This is a genomic window from Variovorax paradoxus, assembly GCA_016806145.1.
Taxonomy (GTDB): Bacteria; Pseudomonadota; Gammaproteobacteria; order Burkholderiales; family Burkholderiaceae_C; genus Variovorax.
This window is the reverse complement of record CP063166.1, coordinates 1,437,187-1,452,974: the sequence shown is the minus strand read 5'-3', so window position 1 is coordinate 1,452,974 and position 15,788 is coordinate 1,437,187. Positions and strand designations below refer to the sequence as shown.

General features: G+C 69.9%; 13 protein-coding genes. 3 read left to right on the top strand and 10 right to left on the bottom strand.

The features are described from left to right. Position 1: 1 nt before the first annotated feature. On the bottom strand, positions 2 to 1,288 hold the full coding sequence (locus INQ48_06650) for an arsenic transporter (protein ID QRF58909.1): 1,287 nt from the start codon (positions 1,286 to 1,288) through the stop codon (positions 2 to 4). Between the two features lie 17 nt (positions 1,289 to 1,305). Then, positions 1,306 to 1,632, bottom strand: a complete 327-nt coding sequence (locus INQ48_06645) for a helix-turn-helix transcriptional regulator (protein QRF58908.1) — start codon at positions 1,630 to 1,632, stop codon at positions 1,306 to 1,308. Positions 1,633 to 1,838: 206 nt separating this feature from the next. Here INQ48_06645 and INQ48_06640 point away from each other — a divergent pair, with 206 nt between their 5' ends. Both INQ48_06640 and groL read left to right on the top strand, forming a co-directional pair. Further along, entirely contained in the window at positions 1,839 to 2,129 is a 291-nt protein-coding gene (locus INQ48_06640) for a co-chaperone GroES (protein QRF58907.1), read from the top strand. Between the two features lie 31 nt (positions 2,130 to 2,160). Next, positions 2,161 to 3,813 carry a chaperonin GroEL gene (gene groL / locus INQ48_06635; GenBank protein ID QRF58906.1) on the top strand — a complete coding sequence of 551 codons (1,653 nt, stop codon included), beginning with the start codon at positions 2,161 to 2,163 and terminating at the stop codon, positions 3,811 to 3,813. 105 nt (positions 3,814 to 3,918) lie between these two features. On the opposite strand, the gene INQ48_06630 is transcribed toward groL, so the two are convergent. Next, entirely contained in the window at positions 3,919 to 4,437 is a 519-nt protein-coding gene (locus INQ48_06630) for an Lrp/AsnC family transcriptional regulator (GenBank protein QRF58905.1), read from the bottom strand. Positions 4,438 to 4,528: 91 nt separating this feature from the next. Here INQ48_06630 and INQ48_06625 point away from each other — a divergent pair, with 91 nt between their 5' ends. Continuing rightward, on the top strand, positions 4,529 to 8,191 hold the full coding sequence (locus INQ48_06625; protein QRF58904.1) for an indolepyruvate ferredoxin oxidoreductase family protein: 3,663 nt from the start codon (positions 4,529 to 4,531) through the stop codon (positions 8,189 to 8,191). A gap of 45 nt (positions 8,192 to 8,236) precedes the next feature. On the opposite strand, the gene xylB is transcribed toward INQ48_06625, so the two are convergent. The 7 genes from xylB to ugpC all read right to left on the bottom strand — a co-directional run bounded on the left by xylB (position 8,237) and on the right by ugpC (position 15,785). Then, a complete protein-coding gene (xylB, locus tag INQ48_06620) occupies positions 8,237 to 9,694 on the bottom strand; it encodes a xylulokinase (protein QRF58903.1) in 1,458 nt (485 codons plus the stop codon). Positions 9,695 to 9,730: 36 nt separating this feature from the next. Next, positions 9,731 to 10,684 (bottom strand): AraC family transcriptional regulator, encoded by a 954-nt coding sequence (locus INQ48_06615; protein ID QRF58902.1) that lies wholly within the window; start codon positions 10,682 to 10,684, stop codon positions 9,731 to 9,733. Between the two features lie 42 nt (positions 10,685 to 10,726). Further along, positions 10,727 to 11,677: a carbohydrate kinase gene (locus INQ48_06610; GenBank protein QRF58901.1), complete on the bottom strand. Its 951-nt coding sequence runs from the start codon at positions 11,675 to 11,677 to the stop codon at positions 10,727 to 10,729. A gap of 23 nt (positions 11,678 to 11,700) precedes the next feature. Next, on the bottom strand, positions 11,701 to 12,372 hold the full coding sequence (locus INQ48_06605) for a transaldolase (GenBank protein QRF58900.1): 672 nt from the start codon (positions 12,370 to 12,372) through the stop codon (positions 11,701 to 11,703). Between the two features lie 113 nt (positions 12,373 to 12,485). Further along, entirely contained in the window at positions 12,486 to 13,274 is a 789-nt protein-coding gene (locus INQ48_06600; GenBank protein ID QRF58899.1) for an L-iditol 2-dehydrogenase, read from the bottom strand. Beyond that, positions 13,271 to 14,653, bottom strand: a complete 1,383-nt coding sequence (locus tag INQ48_06595; protein QRF60642.1) for a mannitol dehydrogenase family protein — start codon at positions 14,651 to 14,653, stop codon at positions 13,271 to 13,273. The genes INQ48_06600 and INQ48_06595 overlap by 4 nt, the downstream gene beginning before the upstream one ends. A 91-nt stretch (positions 14,654 to 14,744) precedes the next feature. Continuing rightward, entirely contained in the window at positions 14,745 to 15,785 is a 1,041-nt protein-coding gene (gene ugpC / locus INQ48_06590) for a sn-glycerol-3-phosphate ABC transporter ATP-binding protein UgpC (protein QRF58898.1), read from the bottom strand. Positions 15,786 to 15,788 lie beyond the last annotated feature (3 nt).

The window sequence follows — 15,788 nt, the reverse complement described above, 5'->3', positions numbered from 1 at the left end:
ATCAGCCGAAGCTCAGGCGCAGTGCGAGCGCGGCGAGGGTCAGGGCGAGCACGGGCACCGTCATGACGATGCCCACCTTGAAGTAGCAGCCCCAGCCGATGGTGGTGCCCTTCTTCGCGAGCACGTGCAGCCACAGCAAGGTGGCGAGGCTGCCGATCGGCGTGATCTTCGGGCCCAGGTCGCAGCCGATCACGTTGGCGTAGACCATCGCTTCCTTCACCACGCCGGTGGCGCCCGAGGCATCGATGGAGAGCGCGCCGACCAGCACGGTCGGCATGTTGTTCATGACGGAAGACAGCGCGGCCGCCAGGAAGCCCGTGCCCAGGGCCGCGCCCCAGATGCCGCCCTGCGCGAACACGTCGAGCAGCGACGCGATCCGCTCGGTCAGGCCGGCATTGCGCAGGCCGTAGACCACCAGGTACATGCCCAGCGAGAACACGACGATCTGCCAGGGCGCGCCACGCAGCACCTTGCGCGTGGCGATGACCTCGCCACGCGCGGCCACGGCCAGCAGCAGCAGCGCGCCAACGGCCGCCACGGCGCTGACCGGCACGCCCAGCGGCTCGAGGCCGAAGAAGCCGACGAGCAGCAGCGCCAGCACGACCCAGCCCGCGCGGAAGGTGGCCGGGTCGCGAATGGCATCGGCCGGGCGCTTCAAGCGGCTGGCGTCGTAGCGCGCGGGAATGTCGCGACGGAAATAAAGCAGCAAGGCCAGCAGGCTGGCTGCCACCGCCGCGAGGTTGACCGGAACCATCACCGCCGCGTAGGCGTTGAAGCCGATCCCGAAGAAGTCGGCCGAGACGATGTTGACGAGGTTCGAGACGATCAGCGGCAGGCTCGCGGTGTCGGCGATGAAGCCGGCCGCCATCACGAAGGCCAAGGTGGTGGCCGGCGTGAAGCCCAGCGCCACCAGCATGGCCATCACGATCGGCGTGAGGATCAGCGCGGCGCCATCGTTGGCGAACAGCGCCGAGACGGCCGCGCCGAGCAGCACGATGAAGGCGAACAGCCGGCCGCCGCTGCCGCCACCCCAGCGCGCGACGTGCAGCGCAGCCCATTCGAAGAAGCCGGCCTCGTCGAGCAGCAGGCTGATGACGATCACGGCAATGAAGGTGGCGGTGGCATTCCAGACGATCTGCCAGACCCGCACGACGTCGTCCAGATGCACCACGCCGAGCGCCAGGGCCACCAGCGCGCCCAATGCGGCGCTCCATCCGATGCCGAGGCCGCGCGGCTGCCAGATCACGAGCACGAGGGTCGCGAGAAAGATGAGACCAGCCGAGAGCATGAGGATGGCGCCGACCGTCAGCAATCGCAGGACGCGCCTGGCGCATCGACCGCGCAGGGCTGCCCCTGGCAGCAGTTCTCGCTCAGATAGGCCAGCAGCCCGTTCATCTGGTCGAACGAGGCGCGGTAGATCAGGTGGCGCCCCTGCCGCTCCTGCGACACCAGGCCCGCGCGGCCCAGCTCCTTGAGATGGAACGACAGGCCCGTGGCCGGAACGCCCAGCGCTTCGGTCAGCGCGCCGGGCGTCATGCCCTGCGGGCCGGCCACGACCAGCGCGCGAAACACACGCAGGCGCACGCTCTGCGCGAGGGCCATGAGGGAACGGATGACGGCTTCTTCTTCCATATTTCAATCATCGTTGAAATATTGAATCGTGGCAACCGACTTCCCGCGCGACCCGCCCCGGCGCTTGAAACCCCGGCGATTGCCCTTATGATTAGCACTCGCTGTGGTTGAGTGCTAACAAGCCTCGCCTCCAGTCGACGGGCAACCGGTCCTGCGGGATGGGCGCCCACAAAAACCACCACCCAGTTTCTTATCCAGGAGATGCAATGAAACTTCGTCCTTTGGCCGATCGCGTGATCGTCAAGCGTGTTGACAGCGAAACCAAGACTGCCTCGGGCATCGTCATCCCCGACGCCGCCGCCGAAAAGCCCGATCAGGGTGAAGTCCTGGCCGTGGGCCCGGGCAAGCGCAACGACAAGGGCGAACTGGCCGCACTGACCGTCAAGGTCGGCGACCGCGTCCTGTTCGGCAAGTACAGCGGCCAGACCGTCAAGGTCGGCGGCGACGAACTGCTGGTCATGAAGGAAGACGACCTGTTCGCGGTCGTCGAGAAGTAATCCACCCATCCCCTATTCGGAGTAATACAACATGGCAGCAAAAGACGTCGTCTTCGGCGGAGAAGCCCGCGCACGCATGGTCGAGGGTGTGAACATCCTGGCCAACGCGGTCAAGGTCACCCTGGGCCCCAAGGGCCGCAACGTGGTGCTCGAGCGTTCTTTCGGCGCCCCCACCGTGACCAAGGACGGTGTGTCGGTCGCGAAGGAAATCGAACTCAAGGACAAGCTCCAGAACATGGGCGCCCAGCTCGTGAAGGAAGTGGCTTCCAAGACTTCGGACAACGCCGGTGACGGCACCACCACCGCGACCGTGCTGGCACAAGCCATCGTTCGCGAAGGCTTCAAGTACGTGGCCGCCGGCATCAACCCGATGGACCTGAAGCGCGGCATCGACAAGGCCGTGTCGGCCCTGGTCGAAGAGCTGAAGAAGGCTTCGAAGCCCACCACCACCTCGAAGGAAATCGCGCAAGTCGGCTCGATCTCGGCCAACAGCGACGAAACCATCGGCAAGCTCATCGCCGACGCGATGGACAAGGTCGGCAAGGAAGGCGTGATCACCGTCGAAGACGGCAAGTCGCTCGAGAGCGAACTGGACGTCGTCGAAGGCATGCAATTCGACCGCGGCTACCTGTCGCCCTACTTCATCAACAACCCCGAGAAGCAATCGGCGCTGCTCGACAACCCCTTCGTGCTGCTGTTCGACAAGAAGATCAGCAACATCCGTGACCTGCTCCCCACGCTGGAACAAGTCGCCAAGGCCGGTCGTCCGCTGCTGATCATTGCCGAAGAAGTCGAGGGCGAAGCCCTGGCGACGCTGGTCGTGAACACGATCCGCGGCATCCTGAAGGTCGTGGCCGTCAAGGCGCCTGGCTTCGGCGACCGCCGAAAGGCCATGCTCGAAGACATCGCCATCCTGACGGGCGGCAAGGTCATCGCCGAAGAAGTCGGCCTGACCCTCGAGAAGGTGACGCTGGCCGACCTGGGCCAGGCCAAGCGCATCGAAGTGGGCAAGGAAAACACCATCATCATCGACGGCGCCGGCGCTGCTGCCGACATCGAAGCCCGCGTGAAGCAAGTGCGCGTGCAGATCGAGGAAGCGACCAGCGACTACGACCGTGAAAAGCTGCAAGAGCGCGTGGCCAAGCTGGCCGGCGGTGTTGCCGTGATCAAGGTCGGCGCCGCCACCGAAGTCGAAATGAAGGAAAAGAAGGCTCGCGTCGAAGACGCCCTGCACGCCACCCGCGCTGCAGTGGAAGAAGGCGTGGTTGCCGGTGGTGGCGTGGCCCTGCTGCGCGCCAAGCAAGCCGTGGGCGACCGCGTGAAGGGCGACAACGCCGACCAGGACGCCGGCGTGAAGCTGGTCCTGAAGGCCATCGAAGCTCCCCTGCGCGAAATCGTGAACAACGCCGGCGGCGAAGCCTCGGTGGTGGTCAACGCGGTTCTGGCCGGCAAGGGCAACTACGGCTTCAATGCCGCCAACGACTCGTACGGCGACATGCTCGAGCTGGGCATCCTGGACCCGACCAAGGTGACCCGCACCGCGCTGCAGAACGCCGCTTCGGTGGCCTCGCTGCTGCTGACGACCGAAGCCATGGTGGCTGACGCTCCGAAGGACGACGCTCCTGCCGGCGGCGGCATGCCCGACATGGGCGGCATGGGTGGCATGGGCGGCATGGGCATGTAATTGCCTCTCGCCCGGCGAGCGCTTCGGCGTTCGACGGGCGGGTCGTTCAGACACGAAGAAGGCCGGGGTTCGCCCCGGCCTTTTTCTTTGGTCACGCCGCTTCAGTCAGCCGCGCGCCCTGCGCCTAGGCCCCGCCGCGGTCGACGCCATGTCGATCGGCAGCGGCGCATCGGCCTTGACCTCGCGCAGCACGATCGCCGAGCGCACGTGCGTCACGCCGGCCTGCTCGAACAGCGTGGTGTGCAGGAACTGCTCGTAGTGCTTGATGTCGGGCACCAGCACCGTGAGGATGTAGTCGGCCGGCCCGGTGGCCGAGGCGCAGCGCACCACCTGCGGGCTCGCGGCCACGGCGCGCTCGAAGTCGCGCACCTTGGCCTCGCTGTGGCGGTCGAGGTTCACCTCGGTCACGGCCGCGAGGTTCAGCCCCACCTTCTCGCGGTCGACGATCACCGTGTAGCCGCGGATCACGCCGCTGGCCTCCATGTCCTTGATGCGGCGCCAGCACGGCGTGGGCGACAGCCCCACCGCGTCGGCGATCTGCTGCACCGTCTGGCGCGCGTCGCGCTGCAGTTCGTCGAGGATGCGCAGCGAATGATGGTCGAGAGGAATGAATTCGTCGTTCATGGCGATTTTCGAGATGGATATTCCTGATTCCAGGGTCACCCTGTAGTGATTCGAGAGAATATTCCTCCTGAGCGAGAACAACAATCTCGCAATGAATTCGAATGACCTCTCTTCGGCCGCAGCCCCCACCCGCGCCGCCGAAACCGCCACCACGACCACCCTCGCCCGTCCGGGCTACCAGCTCGCCGACAACCTCTGGGCGAGCGCGGGCGTGGTCTTCCTCACCGGCACGCAGGCGCTGGTGCGCCTCTTGTGCATGCAGCGCCAGCGCGATGCCGCGCGCGGCCTCGACAGCCGCGGCTTCGTCAGCGGCTACCGCGGCTCGCCGCTCGGCATGGTCGACCAGGCGATCTGGAAGGCCGGTAGCCGCTTCGAGCAGGAAGGCGTGCGCTTCGTGCCCGCCATCAACGAGGAACTGGCCGCCACCCAGGTGCTTGGCACCCAGCGCGTGGAGTCCGACCCCGAGCGCGAGGTCGATGCCGTGTTCGGCATGTGGTACGGCAAGGGCCCGGGCGTGGACCGCGCGGGCGACGCCATCAAGCACGGCAACGCCTACGGCGCCTCGCCCAACGGCGGCGTGCTGGTGGTGGCAGGCGACGACCACGGCTGCGTGTCCTCGTCGATGCCGCACCAGTCCGACCAGGCCTTCGCGGCATGGAGCATGCCGGTGGTGCAGCCGGCCAACGTGGCCGAACTGGTGGAGTTCGGCCTCTACGGCTACGCGCTCTCGCGCTACTCGGGCACCTGGGTCGGCATGCCGGCGCTGTCGGAGGTGGTCGAGAGCTCGAGCACGGTCGACCTCGACCTGATCCTCGCGCGCAGCGCCGCCTGGCTCGATGCCGACGGCGTGCGCGAGGCCACCGGCCACCATGCGCCGGCCGACGGCCTGCACTACCGCTGGCCCGACCTGCCCTCGCTGCGCATCGAGTCGCGGCTGGCCGACAAGCACGAGGCGGTGGCCGCGTTCGCGCGCGTCAACAGCATCGACCGCGTGGCGGTCGAGAGCCCCGAGGCCCGCGTCGGCATCGTGACCTGCGGCAAGGCCCACTACGACCTGATGGAGGTGCTGCGCCGCCTCGAGATCCCGACCGAGCGCCTGGCCGCGGCCGGCGTGCGCATCTACAAGGTGGGCCTGAGCTTCCCGCTCGAGCAGACGCGCATGCGCGCCTTCACCGCGGGCCTGGCCGAGGTGCTGGTGATCGAGGAGAAAGGCGCCTTCGTCGAGAACCAGCTGCGCGACATGTTCTACAACGCGCCGGCGGACGCACGCCCGGCGCTGGTCGGCAAGCACGACCGCGACGGCCGCCCCTTCATCTCGGCGCTCGGCGAGCTGCGGCCCTCGCGGCTGATCGAGCGCGTGGCCGAATGGCTCGAGCGCCACGTCGGCGGCGCCGACGGCATCGGCCGCCCGACCGAGCGCGTGCGCGACTTCACGCCGCCCGACCTGCTGGCCAACGCCAGCGACGCCGTGAAGCGCCTGCCCTACTTCTGCGCCGGCTGCCCGCACAACACCAGCACCAAGGTGCCCGAGGGCTCGACCGCGCGCGCCGGCATCGGCTGCCACTTCATGGCCAGCTGGATGGAGCGCGGCACCGCGGGCCTGGTGCAGATGGGCGGCGAGGGCGTGGACTGGATCTCGCATTCCAAGTTCACGCGCGTGCCGCACGTGTTCCAGAACCTCGGCGACGGCACCTACTACCACTCGGGCTACCTGGCGATCCGCCAGGCGGTGGCGGCCAAGGCCACCATGACCTACAAGATCCTGTTCAACGACGCGGTCGCGATGACCGGCGGCCAGCCGGTGGACGGCGTGATCACCGTCGACGCGATCGCGCGCCAGGTGGAGTCGGAAGGCGTGGCGCGCGTGGTGGTGGTGAGCGACGACATCCGCAAGTACGACGGCCAGAAGGACCGCTTCCCGGCCGGCACCGGCTTCCACGACCGCAGCCTGCTCGACACGGTGCAGCGCGAGCTGCGCGAGGTGGCCGGCGTCACCGTGCTGATCTACGAACAGACCTGCGCCGCCGAGAAGCGCCGCCGGCGCAAGAAGGGCGAGCTCGCCGATCCGCCCAAGCGCCTGTTCATCAACCAGGCGGTGTGCGAGGGCTGCGGCGACTGCACGGTGCAGAGCAACTGCGTGGCGGTGGTGCCGCACGAGACGCCGCTGGGCCGCAAGCGCCAGATCGACCAGACCCACTGCAACAAGGACTATTCGTGCGCCCAGGGCTTCTGCCCGAGCTTCGTCGGCGTGACCGGCGCCTCGCTGCGCCGCAAGGCCGGCGCGCTGCAGCGCGAGAAGGACGCCGTGCTGGCGCGTGCCGCCGCGCTGCCGCAGCCTCCGGGCCACGACTGGGACAACGCGCCCTACGACCTGCTGGTCACCGGCGTCGGCGGCACCGGCGTGGTGACCGTGGGCGCGCTGGTCGCGATGGCCGCGCACCTCGAGGGCAAGGCCGCGAGCGTGCTCGACTTCATGGGCTTCGCGCAGAAGGGCGGCTCGGTGCTGAGCTTCGTGCGCATGGCGAGCCATCCCGAGCGCCTGAACCAGGCCCGCATCGACACCCAGCAGGCCGATGCCGTGCTGGCCTGCGACCTCGTCGTCGGTGCCTCGCCCGAGGCGCTGCAGGCGGTGCGCCACGGCCGCACGCGCATCCTCGCGAACCTGCACGAGATCCCGGTCGCCGAGTCGCTGCGCAATCCCGACGCCGAGTTGCACATCGACCTACTGCTCGAGAAGCTGCAGTTCGCGGCCGGCGAGGAGCAGGTGAAGACCTTCGACGCGCAGGCGCTGGCCGAGGAGTTCATCGGCGACACGCTGGCCGCCAACATCCTCGCCGTGGGCTACGCGTGGCAGCTCGGCCTGGTGCCGCTGGGCTTCGAGGCGCTGATGCGCGCCATCGAGCTCAACGGCGTGGCGGTCGCCGCCAACCGCCTGGCCTTCGCGCTGGGTCGCATGGCCGCGGCCGACGCCGAGGGGCTCAAGCGCCTGGGCGACACGCTGCAGCCGGCGTCGGCGATGGACCTCGCGAACGCGGCCGACGGCAACGACCTCGAGGCCATCGTCGCGCGCGGCGTGGCCCATCTCTCGGGCTACCAGAACGCCGCCTGGGCGCGGCGCTTCGAGACCCGCATCCGCGCGCTGCAGCAGCGCGAATCGGCGCTCGGCGGCGATGCCTCGCTGCCCTTCACGCGCAACGCGGCGCGCAGCCTGCTCAAGCTCATGAGCTACAAGGACGAGTACGAGGTCGCGCGCCTGTACACCGACGGCAGCTTCCAGCGCAGCCTGATGGAGCAGTTCGAGGGCGAGAAGATCAAGCTCGAGTTCCACATGGCGCCGCCCTTCCTCGCGCCGCCGAAGAACGGCCAGGCGCCGCGCAAGATCCGTTTCGGTGCCTGGATGCTGCCGGCGATGCGCGTGCTCGCGCGCGGCAAGGCGCTGCGCCACACGCCCTTCGACCCCTTCGGCCGTACGCAGGAGCGGCGGCTGGAGCGCGAGCTGATCGCTCACTTCGAGGCCCGGCTCGACGAGCTGGCGCAGGACATGGCGGCCGCCGACCAGAAGCTGCTGGCCGACATCGCCGCGCTGCCGATGACGATCCGCGGCTACGGCCACGTGAAGATCGGCAACCTCGCGCTGGCGCGTGCGCGCGAAGCCGAGCTGCTGCACCGGCTGCGGCCGCAGCGCTATCCGGCGCCGGCCTCGACCAAGGCCGCGGGGCAGATCAAGGGCATCGCGATCGTCGCGGCGCACTGAACGCGCTGGTTCCCTCTCCCTCTGGGAGAGGGGGAAAACAGGCGCTCAGGCCTCGAACGACGCGCGCAGCAGCGGATAGAGCTTGCGAAAGCGCGCATGCCGCGCGCGATGCCCCGGCGCGGCCCCGGCCTTCGGCTCGAAGCGCTGCCGCACCGCCGGCGCGGTGCAGACCGCGGCGATGGCGCCGCCATCGGCCAGCCAGGCCAGCCGCGCGGCGCCCAGCGCGCCGCCAGCCTCGCCGCCCTCGGCCAGCGTCAGCGGCACTTCGAGGATGTCGGCCAGCAGTTGCGCCCACCAGCTGCTGCGCGCACCGCCTCCCACCAGCGCCAGCGCGCCCGCGGGCCGCGCCAGCGTGTCGAGTCCGTCGCGCAGGCCGAAGCTCACGCCCTCGACCACCGCATAGGCGATGTCGTCGGCGCCGTGCGCCTGCGTGAGTCCGAACAGCACGCCCTGCGCATTCGCGTTGTTGTGCGGCGAGCGTTCGCCCGACAGGTACGGCAGGAAGATCGGCGCGCGCGCACGTGCCGCGTCGTCGAGCCGCGCGGCCGCCGCCAGCAGCGTGGCCTCGTCGCCGAAGCCCAGGTGCCGCGAGGCCCAGCTCACGGCGCTCGCGGCCGAGAGCATCACCGACATCTGGTGCCAGCGGCCCGGCAACGCATGGCAGAAGGCATGCACCGCCTGCGCGGGATTCGGTTCGAAGCGGCTCGAGGCCACGAAGATCACGCCCGAGGTGCCGAGCGAGACGAAGCCCTGCCCCGGCTCCACGATGCCCATCCCGACCGCGCTGGCGGCGTTGTCGCCCGCGCCGCCGGCGATCTTCACCTCCGCGCCCAGGCCCCAGCGTTCGCCGAGCGCGGGCTTCAGCGTGGCCGAGACCTCGCTGCCTTCCACCAGCCGCGGCATCTGCGCACGCGTGAGGCCGGTGGCCGCGAGCAGTTCGTCGGACCAGTCGCGCGCCCCAACGTCGAGCCACAGCGTGCCCGCCGCGTCGGACATCTCGCCGACCGCCTCGCCGCTCAGCATGAAGCGCAGCCAGTCCTTGGGCAGCAGCACGCGCGCCACGCGCGCGAAGAGCTCGGGCTCGTGCTCGCGCACCCACAGCAGCTTGGGCGCGGTGAAGCCCGGCATCGCGAGGTTGCCCGCGATCTCGCCCAGCCGCGGCACCGCGCGCGTCAGCGCCTCGCACTGCGCGCCGCTGCGACCGTCGTTCCAGAGGATGGCCGGGCGCAGCACCTCGCCGGCCGCGTCGAGCAAGGTGGCGCCGTGCATCTGGCCCGACAGCCCGATGGCGCGGACCTGCGCGAGCGCCGCCGGCTGGTCGGCGCGCAGCTGCGCCATCACCTGCTCGAGCGCCTGCCACCATTGCGCGGGCGATTGTTCGGACCACAGCGGATGCGGCCGGTCCACGGTCAGCGAAGCGCGCGCCACGCCGACGATGCGGTGATCGTCGGCGAGCAGCAGCGCCTTGAGCTCGGACGTGCCGAGGTCGAGTCCCAGATACAAGAGAAGCTCCCGGTGGGTTTGGATGGAAGGCGGCGCTCAGGCCATGCCGCTGCCGAAGCGGGTGTCGGCCTGGCGCCTGAACTCGCTGGGCGTCATGCCCTTGATCTCGAGAAAGCGCCGGTTGAAGTTCGCCACGTTGTTGAAGCCGACCTGGTAGCAGATGTCGGTCACGTAGTGGTCGGTCTGCATCAGCAGGTGGCAGGCGCTGTTGATGCGCACGCGGTTGACGAAGTCGGTGAAGCTGTTGCCGGTGGAGCGGCGGAAGAAGCGGCTGAAGCGGCTCTCGCTCATGCCGAGCTCGGCGGCCAGGTCGGCCATCGAGAGCTGCTCGGTCATGTTGTTGGTGATGCGGTTGACGATGCCGTTGATCTGGTCGACCTGCGCATCGCCATCGGCGCCCTGCGCGCCCTGCATCTGCACGCTCGACAGCAGCCGGTAGTCGGTGCACTGCGCGAGGTCGGCCAGGAAGCCCAGGAACAGCCCGAGCCGGCGCACGCCGCGCGCGGCCTTGATGTCGTCCCAGTGCCGCTGCGCCTGCTGCGAGAGGCCGAAGAACTCGATGCCGTGGCGCGCGCGCTCGAGCAGCTGCATGACCTCGCGCAGTTCGGGGATCTGGGCCGCGGCCTGCTCGATCGGCTCGTGGCGGAACTGGATCACGCGGTCGCGCCCGGCGGCGCCGCCCTCGGGCACGTCGAGCGAGATCCAGTTGTGCGGCAGCCGCGGGCCGCACAGCACCAGGTGGCCGGGCTGGAACGGCCCGATCCAGTCGCCGATGAAGGCCTTGCCCGAGGTCTCGGTGATCAGGTGCAGCTCGTAGTCCTCGTGGAAGTGCCAGCGCACCAGCGGACTCGGGAAGCCGTGCGCCAGGCATCGCACCAGGCCGGTCTCCTCGGGCGCCTCGTAGCCCAGCGAGGGCGAGCGCGCGAAGTCGCGCTCCAGCTCGGGCTGGCGCTGGCGGGGAATCGAACGCTTGCGGGTGGTGGTGGTCATGGCTGCATGCTCGCTGGCGGGCCGCGCCCGCTGCCAGAACGACTAGCGATTGTCTCCCTGCGCCAGCGCCGCCTGCACGGCCGCCAGCACCGGTGGATCGGCACCCTCGCGGGTGCAGTTCAGGGCCGCGGCGGTGGCGGCGAAGCGCATCACCGCGCGCCAGCCGTCGTCGCCGAGCGCCGCGAGCTGGTCGCGGTGCTCGACGCCCTGCTCGAGCAGCGCGACCGACAGGCCGGCCGTGAAGGTGTCGCCGGCGCCGATGGTGTCGACCACCTGCACGCGCGGCGCGGCCACCGACAGCGGCGCCTTGCCCGCGCGCCAGAGCGTGGCGCCCTCGCCGCCGCGCGTGACGATGACGGCGCGCGCGCCCGCGGCCAGTATCTCGGCGGCCAGCGCATCGACCGGGCGGTCCGGCGCGAGCAGCGCCGCGTCCTCGTCGCTGAGCTTGACGAGGTCGGCCATCGCGAACCAGTTGGCGACACGCAGGCGGTAGGCCGCGAGGTCGGGGATCAGGCTGGGCCGCACATTGGGATCGAACACGATCACGCAGCGGCCCGCGTTGGCGCTCACCAGGTCGGCGATGCGCGTCGCGGCCGGCTCCTGCAGCAGCGAGATCGAGCCGAAGTGCAGGAAGCGGCAGTCGGCCGGCAGCTGCGGCAGCGGCTCGGGCGCCCAGGTCGCGTCGGCGCTGCCGTGCGTGTAGAAGGCATAGCGGTTGGTTTGCGGCGTGCGCTCGACGAAGGCCAGGGTCGAGGGCGCGCTGCTGCGCAGGATGAAGCCGGTGTCGACGCCGTTGCGTTCGAGGAAGGCCATCAGCCGCTCGCCGAACAGGTCGGTGGAGAGCTGCGTGAAGAAGCCGGTGTGCTGGCCCAGCCGCGCGCAGGCCACGGCCGTGTTGAGCGGCGAACCGCCCTCGTGGCCGAGGAAGGCCAGCGCGCCGGCCTCGCTGGCGGTGAAATCGATCAGGGCTTCGCCCGTGAGTGCAATGCGCATGGTGAGGACAGGATTTTCTTCGGTCAGTTCAGGGCGCGAGCGTCGTCCAGGAAGCCGCGTTCGGCGGCCAGGGTGGCGGGATGGTCGAGCAGTTCGGCGAACAGGCGCGGCGGGATCGTGATGGCGCCGACGCCCAGCGCGAGCAAAGACAGGTAGGCCTCGCGCGAACGGATGCTCGCCACCAGCAGCCGCGTGCCCGACGCGGGCCGTTGCGCGACCAGCGATTGCATGCGCGCGATCAGCGCGAGGCCGTCCTCGCCCGCATCCTCGAGCCGCCCGAGGTAGGGCGCCGCGTAGGCCGCGCCGAGCTGCGCCGCGAAGTGCGCCTGCTCGGGCGCGTAGACGGCGGTCCAGGTCACGGGCACGCCCTGCGCGATCAGCCGCGCGCCGGCGGCCAGGCCCTGGCGCGTGGCGGGAATCTTGATGACGAGCTGGCCGGCGTCGAATTTCGGCAGCAGCGCCTGCGCGTCCTCGAGCATGCCGTCGGCCTCGCTCGAATACACCTGCGCCTGCACCTGGCGCGCGCCCAGTTCGATGCAGCGCTGCAGCAGGCCCGGCACGTCGGCGCGGCCGACACCGGCGCGTCTGAGCAAGGTCGGGTTGGTCGTCACGCCGTGGACGACCGGATGCGGCAGGCAGGCTCGCAGCGCCGCGAGGTCGGCGCTGTCGAGGTAGAGATGGAAGTCGTCGTGCATGAAGGGTTCGAAACAGAGGACGGCTATCTTCTCACCGGGCGGCCCGCGCTTCACCGCGCACGACGGAAGCGTTCCGATACTTTCCTGACTTCAATGCGGCGTGCATCGCCATCTCAGCTCATGACGTTGCCGCCATCGACGTTGAGCGTCTGCGCCGTGATGTAGCGCGCCTCGTCGCTGGCCAGGAACACGGCCGCGCCCGCGATGTCGCCCGGCAGGCCCATGCGGCCCAGCGGCACCTCGAGCCCCACGCGCCGCTTCTTCTCGCCGAGGGCCAGCCCCTCGGCCCTGGCGAACAGGCTGTCGACCTGGTCCCACATCGGCGTGTCGACCACGCCGGGCGCGATGCCGTTGACGCGGATGCCATGCGGCGCCATCGCGAGCGCCGCGCTCTGGGTGTAGCTGATCACGGCCGCCTTGGTGGCGCAGTAGTGCGACACCAGTGCCTCGCCGCGCCGCCCCGCCTGCGAGGCCATGTTGATGACCGAGGCGCCGCGGGTGCCGGCCTCGACCATGTGGCGCAGCACGGCCTGCATGACGAAGAACATGCCCTTCACGTTGACGGCGAACAGGCGGTCGAACGAGGCCTCGTCGCTGTCGAGCAGCGGCGCGAGATCGAACACGGCGGCGTTGTTGAACAGCACGTGGATCGGCCCGAAGGCCACCTGCGCCTCCACGAGCAGGTGTGCGATGGCCTGCATGTCGGTCACATCAGCCGCGATGTAGGCCAGGCGGTCGGGATGGCGCTGCTGCAGTGCACGCACCGCCTCGGAAGGCGCGGCCGCGCGATTGACCACGCTGCAGCGCGCGCCCTCGGCGACGCAGGCTTCGGCGACCGCCAGGCCGATGCCGCCGCCGGCGCCGGTCAGCAGCACATGGCGATCCTGCAGCCGCGTGCTCATGCCTTCGCGCTCACGAAGTCCGCGACACGCCCGCTCGCGCGGCGCACCGCATCGACCAGCCGCGCATCGCCCGCGATCGGCCCCCACAGGCCCGCGTCCGCGCACAGCGCCGCGACTGGGTCGGCCGCGTCGCAGATGGCATGCGCCACGGCTTCGTCCATGCCCTGGTCCTGGTAGGCATAGGGCAAGGCGCCGCGGTGCCAGCGCTGCAGGAAGGCCAGGAACAGCGCGGGCAGCATCGCCACGCTGTCGATGGGCTGGCCCGCAGCCAGCCGCTCGCGCACGGTGGGTGCGATGAAGCCCGGGATCTTCGAGAAACCGTCGGCCGCCACGCGCTGGTTGGTGTCGCGGATGGCGGGGTTGCCGAAGCGGTCGAGCACCACGTCGCGGTAGGCCGCGAGGTCGATCGGGCTCGGGCTCAGGCAGGGAATGACGTCGTCGCTCACGTAGTCGAAGGCCATCTTGCGGATGGCGGCGTCGTGCGTGCCCTCGTGGATGAAGCCGAGGCCCACCAGCGTGCCGGCCCAGGCGATGCAGCTGTGGGTGGCGTTGAGGATGCGGATCTTGGCCTCCTCGTAGGGCTGCACCGAGTCGACCAGTTCGACGCCCACGCGCGCCCAGTCGGGGCGGCCGGCCGCGAAGTCGTCCTCGATGACCCACTGGATGAAGCTCTCGCCGGTGATCGCGGCCGCGTCGTCGCGGCCGGTGGCGGCCTTCACGCGCGCGCGCAGCTCGGGCGGCGGGCGCGGCGTGATGCGGTCGACCATGGCATTGGGGCAGCGCGTGTTCGCCTGCGTCCAGGCCAGCAGCTCGGCATCGCCCGCGCGCTCGATGAACTCGAGCAGGCCGGCGCGGAAGCGCTCGCCGTTGTGGCGCAGGTTGTCGCAGTTCAGCAGCGTGAGCGGGCCTGCGCCCGCGGCCTTGCGCGCGCGCAGGATCGCGCAGACGGCGCCATAGATGGTCACGCCCTCGCCGCCCGCCTCGCCCTTCGCGGCACGCGCGATGTCGGTGGCGAGGTCGGTGAAGGACAGGTCGAGCCGGCCCTTGGTGTCGAGGTAGTAGCCGGCCTCGGTGACGGTGAACGAGACGATGCGCGTCGACGGCGCGGCACCGCGCGCGATCGGGCCGGCAAGCGAGGGCTCGTAGGGCAGCACCTCGCGGATGGCCTCGATCTGCTCGTAGCGGTACTCGCCCGCGGGCGACACGGTCTCGAGCGTGTAGCGGCCGCCCTGCGCGCGCAGCGCCTCGACGACCTCGGCCATGTCGGGCCGGATGTTGGCGCCCGAGATCGACCAGCGCTTGTCGCCCGCGTCGATCAGCCGCTGCAGGTAGACCGCCTGGTGCGCCCGGTGGAAGGACCCGAGGCCGAGGTGGAGCACCGTGAACTCCGAGGGAGCGGGTGGAAGGGGTGCTGCTGCGAGAGTCACGAAGAATGTCCCGGAAGAGGAAGAGTGAAACGAGAAAAGGGATTCAGGCCGCGACCGCGCGCCCGTCGCGCGTGAACAGGTGCAGCACCGAGGGATCGAGCTCGACCGCCACGTCGTCGCCGGCCTGCAGCGGCGTGCGGTCGTTCTGGCGCGCCACCAGCGGCACGCCGCCCACGTCGACATGGATCAGGGTGTCGGCGCCCAGCGCCTCGATCAGCTCGACGCGGCCCTGCACATCGGACACCGGTGCGCCGGCCTTCGGATGCACGCGCAGGCCCTCGGGCCGCACGCCGAGGAAGCCGTCGCTCGGCAGCCGGCCGCCGGTGGCGGCCGAGAAGCTCGGGATGGCGCTGGCCGCCACCATGTTCATCGACGGCATGCCGATGAACTGCGCGACGAACTGGTTGGCCGGGCGGTCGTAGAGCTCGAGCGGCGTGCCGACCTGCTCGATCAGCCCGTCCTTGAGCACCACCACGCGGTCGGCGAGGGTCATGGCCTCGACCTGGTCGTGCGTGACGTAGATGGTGGTCGCGCCGAGTGCGCGGTGCAGCTTGTGGATCTCCACCCGCGTGTTGCCGCGCAGCGCCGCGTCGAGGTTCGACAGCGGCTCGTCGAACAGGAACACCTTGGGCGCGCGCACGATGGCGCGGCCGATGGCCACGCGCTGGCGCTGGCCGCCCGAGAGGTCCTTGGGCAGGCGGTCGAGGTACTGCGTGAGGTTCAGCGTCTTGGCCGCATGCTCGACCTTGGTCTTGATCTCGGACTTGCTCGTGCCCGCGAGCTTGAGCGCGAAGGACATGTTGTCGTACACGCTCATGTGCGGATAGAGCGCATAGCTCTGGAACACCATCGCGAGGTCGCGCTTGCCCGAGGGCGCCCAGGTGATGTCCTTGCCGTCGAGCAGCAGGTTGCCGCTGCTGATCGGCTCGAGCCCCGCGATCAGCCGCAGCAGGGTTGACTTGCCGCAGCCCGAGGGACCGACGAAGACGATGAACTCGCCTTTCTGGATCTCGAGGTCGACACCCTTGATGATGTCGACTTCGCCGAAGCTCTTCTTGATGTTCTTCAGTTGGAGGTAGGCCATGGG